The sequence below is a fragment of the Acinetobacter sp. ACNIH3 genome, assembly GCF_002918965.1.
Taxonomy (GTDB): domain Bacteria; phylum Pseudomonadota; class Gammaproteobacteria; order Pseudomonadales; family Moraxellaceae; genus Acinetobacter; species Acinetobacter schindleri.
The window spans coordinates 1-4,467 of sequence record NZ_PQLP01000086.1; the positions used below are offsets into that span (position 1 = coordinate 1).

General features: G+C 36.7%; 2 protein-coding genes and 2 pseudogenes. All 4 read left to right on the top strand.

Annotated features, from left to right (window positions below; all coding sequences use genetic code 11):
- Nucleotides 1-124 precede the first annotated feature (124 nt).
- Nucleotides 125-2,374, top strand: a pseudogene (locus C3420_RS16335) (RHS repeat-associated core domain-containing protein); the annotation flags it as partial.
- A 31-nt stretch (nucleotides 2,375-2,405) separates the two neighbouring features.
- Entirely contained in the window at nucleotides 2,406-2,750 is a 345-nt protein-coding gene (locus C3420_RS16340; protein WP_103801056.1) for a hypothetical protein, read from the top strand.
- A 560-nt stretch (nucleotides 2,751-3,310) separates the two neighbouring features.
- A complete protein-coding gene (locus tag C3420_RS16345; RefSeq protein ID WP_000366814.1) occupies nucleotides 3,311-3,616 on the top strand; it encodes a helix-turn-helix domain-containing protein in 306 nt (101 codons plus the stop codon).
- Nucleotides 3,616-4,341 (top strand): annotated as a pseudogene (locus C3420_RS16350) (type II toxin-antitoxin system HipA family toxin); the annotation flags it as partial. The gene C3420_RS16345 and the pseudogene C3420_RS16350, both read left to right, overlap by 1 nt.
- Nucleotides 4,342-4,467 lie beyond the last annotated feature (126 nt).

Below are 4,467 nucleotides of genomic sequence, written 5' to 3' on the forward strand. Positions count from 1 at the left end.
TTGACTCAAGCATTAATGCAGTACGATCTTCAAAGTTAAGATGATGGTATGACAATTTTATATACTCCATAAACCCTTTAAATTAATTAGGTGGTTTATGTCGCACTTCAAGTTTTACTCTGCCCTGTTAACTATCGAATATAGAGAGGGTAATAATGTTAGATACTCTCAAGCGAATGAACATAATCAACTTGGTTGGACAACAGCAGATAAAGGAAATAATAGTCAAAATATTCGTTATAATTACGATGCTAATGGCAATCTGATTAAAAAAACGGACTCGCTAAATAAAGCCACAACCTATCAATATGATGTATTCAATCAACTCAATACACAAGTTAATCCAGATGGAAATACAATAGAATATCGTTACGGAGGGGCTAATGAGTTAAGGTTTGTTAAAGATGCTCGTGGCACAACGACAGCATATAGTTACGATGGCTTTGGTAATCTAATAATGCAAAGTAGCCAAGATACGGGAGTGTCATCCTATGAATATGATCAAAATAGTAATTTGATTAAACTGACACGTGCAAACAACGTTGTGACGACATATACGTATGATGCACTTAATCGACGAACCAAGGCACAAACAGGTAATGAAATCCAAACATGGACTTATGATAATTGTACAAACGGTAAAGGTCGCCTCTGTGCTATTTCAGATGGTATTACTTCTAAAAGCTATAGTTATACAAAAGATGGGCAATTAAGTGTACAAATAACCAAAACTGATGGTGTCAGTTATCCAGTTTATTGGACCTATGATGAATATGGTCGATTAATCGGTGAAAGTCGAGCCAGTGATGGTTTTAAGGTGAGTTATCATTATGATGCTTTGAGCCGAGTTAATTCAGTAAAGGTAAAAATACAAGGTATAGACCAGACTGTAGTAAGTAATATTCAATATGAACCCTATGGTGAAATTAAAAACTGGACGTATGGCAATGGCTTAATTAAAACCAATACTTTTGATCGAGATTATCGCCTGACAGCCATCAAGACTCCAACTATTCAAGATTTAGTATATAACTACAACAATAATAATTGGTTAAGTAAAATTACCAATAGCCAAGAAAGCAATAAAACCACAACCTATAGTTATGATGTTTTAGGACAATTGACCAAGTCAGCCTCTCCCCTTTATAGCGAAAGTTGGACTTTCGATGGAAATGGTAATCGTCTCACACGTACCGGCAATACCAATCTAATTACTAATTACCAAACAAGTACAGCGAATCGCCTAGCAAGTACGTCTACAACTGAAGCTAAACAATTCACTTATAGTAGTCTTGGTAATTTGACCAAGAAAACAGGACATGGTGGTACAGTCGATTACACCTATGATGGCTTTAACCGTTTAAAAACAGTTAAATCTGGTAGTGTAACAAATACTTATGATTATGATGTCTTTAATTTGCGTAGTCGTAAGATGAGTAGTGCGGGTAGTATTAATTATGTCTACGCGCCTGACGGACGACTATTAGCTGAATCTGGATTATCAGCGACACAAACAGGTGGTTTAGGTAGCGTATATATCTGGTTGGGTGGACAAGTAATTGGTGTGGTACGGGGTAACAAAGTAAATTTTGTTCATAGTGACCATTTGGGGCGACCAGAAGTCCTAACCAATGTCAGTAAAGCGGTAGTTTGGAAAGCACAGACGAGCAGTTATGATAGTTCAATGGTTCAAAGTAGTATTGGACAATTTAACATCGGTTTTCCTGGACAGTATTATGATACTGAAAGTGGGCTTTGGTATAATTGGAATCGTTACTATGATCCAAGTATAGGCCGTTATACGCAAAGTGATCCGATAGGACTGGCTGGTGGATTAAATACTTATGCTTATGTAGAAAATGACCCTATCAATTCAACTGATGAAAATGGACTAAATCGTCGAGTAATGAATCCATCTAATGGTTCATCTACTATCAATTTTCAAGCAGCCTCTTTAATCAACCAAATACGACGTTATGATCCATCTTTTAGTTATTCAACGGTTAGTCCTAATTATAGTCCAGCAAGATATAATAGAAATGATATTAATATATTGAATCAACAACTTAGGGAATTAACTTCAAGAACGACTTGCTTACCTGATAGTGCGTGGGCAGGAAAAGCTCCTCATCAGGTAGAACCAGGTATCAGATATAGAGAGCAGAATAGATATAATTCACGCACAGGAAACATGGAAAGGTCAGAAGTATTTTATGATCAATATGGTAGACAAATGCGAAGAATCGATTATACAAATCATGGGTATGGTAATAGAAATGATCCAAAAAATTACCATAGCACCCCACATACTCATTTATATGAATATGGTCCAGGGACAGTTGGCGGTAGAAACATTATGATAAATCATGATTGAGTTTTTAAATATATAAATATTGGAGAGTACGATGAGCTTGGAAATATTGAATAAAGAATTTAATAATTATGATGAGGTTTTTAATTTATCATTTAAGTATGACTTTATTAACCAGTGTTATAATTTGGAAATTATTTTGGCCGATAATTTGAGGGACTTTATTGAATCAAAGTTTTTAAAGGTATTGTTTTTTAATGTAAGTGACTTAAATATATCTAAATTAAATGGAATTTATAATCAATTTTTTAAGATGCTAATTGTAAATAATGACGAAGGTTTAGAGAATGTGTTTTATGAATTAATCCAAACTGAAGAAGATAATATTTATTGTAAATTTAGGGATTATTCATTTGAGTTATTAAGTTATATTGAATGAGTGAGGTAATAAGCTGAAAATTTAGAATGGTGCCGTAGCTTTATAGATCAATATCATGATGTGGACTCTAAATTTTGGTATATGAGAGGGCCTCACATAAATAACAGAAATTAAAAGCATAGGTTAAGCAGCCATTAAAGTTGGTCTTTTCTTGGTTTGCTTCAGATGGTCTTTCCTAGTGTAATGCCACAACCAATTTTTTCCATAATATTTTACTTGCTCCAATGTATTGAACAAATGTTTGCTCACCTAACGGCTTTGTCCAAAAAATCCATTAAAGTGGTATAGCACGAACAGGATTGACTGGTATGGCAGGAACAGGAATGGGTGGTACTTTTATGCAAGAATATGCACTATTAGGAAAAATGAAAATACTGAAATCTCCGTATCAACAATCAGTCAAAGTACATCCTGATGATTTTCTGTAACCGATACCCAAGGACTATACCTACCCTTCTGATGTGCTGTGCAACAAAGCCCTCCTTAGCCACACTATAGCTATAGATTAATTCCATTATTTTGTGATTTAATTAAATTATTCATTCTTAAGACCCAATTTAATGGATTTATATTTCACTAAACCAGAAGAAGTTGTGACTCTTTTAGGTGAGCGTTTACGTAAGCAACGACTCTTTCTGGAGATGTCTCAAGCTGAGGTAGCAGCACGCGCTGGTGTCGGCGTGAATACAGTTTCGAATCTTGAAGCGGGACGAAATGTATCTGTTGAAAATTTAGTCCGTATTGCAATGGTCTTGGGTCGATTAAACGAACTTCAGGAACTATTTAAACCTCAGCTTAACAGTGTGAATGACATTCTTCGCTATGAGAGTCAAAGTAAGCGCCACCGTATTAAGAGGAAGGGATAATGCTCAATAGACTTAATGTTTATTACAACGGTTGGGGCGAATCATGGTTATGGGGAACGCTGATTAGTTCAACAGCCACGACAGGTAGACCCACCATTGCTTTTGAATATAGTCCAGAAGCAATACAGCAAGGTGTTGAGCTCTCTTCTTACTTGCTGCCTTTAAAAGGTCTACCATTCAGACAAGGTTTTCCTACTCATCAAATGGGACTCCCAGGTCCAGTCTATGACGCTTTACCAGATGGTTGGGGCATGATGTTGATGGATCGATATTTCAAAAAAATTGGCTTAAATTCAGCACGAATTGGACCTTTGGAGCGTCTGACCTATATTAGTAGTCACGCAATGGGGGCCCTCTCCTTTGAACCTTGTGTTGCTGACATGCAAACCTCAGAAAATATCCCTTTACAACAACTGGCCCAGGAAGTTCAAGAAGTACTCAAAGGTGAAGGTGGTGAATTTCTACAGCATTTATTGGTCATGGGTGGCTCCCCTCAAGGTGCCAGACCAAAAGCGTTGGTTTACCGAGATCCTGTCAATTTAGAGTTTTCGACTCAAGATTCTGATCAACATGAAGCCTGGCTGATTAAGTTTCCTGCTCAGCAAGAGCATCCTGAAGTCTGCGCCATTGAAGCCGTCTATGCAGAATGTTTGCGACTTTGTGCAATTGAGACTCCAGATACCCATTTCTTTAATTTGCCCAATGGTTTAACGGCTTTTGCTTCTGTTAGCGGCAGTGTAAAAATGACCCCCTAATGGCATTTAAAAACTGACCCCCTTGGTTAATATAGCGGTCATTTTGGACTGCTCAATATGTTAACTTTGGAGCAAGCAGTGACAATCCAAATACTT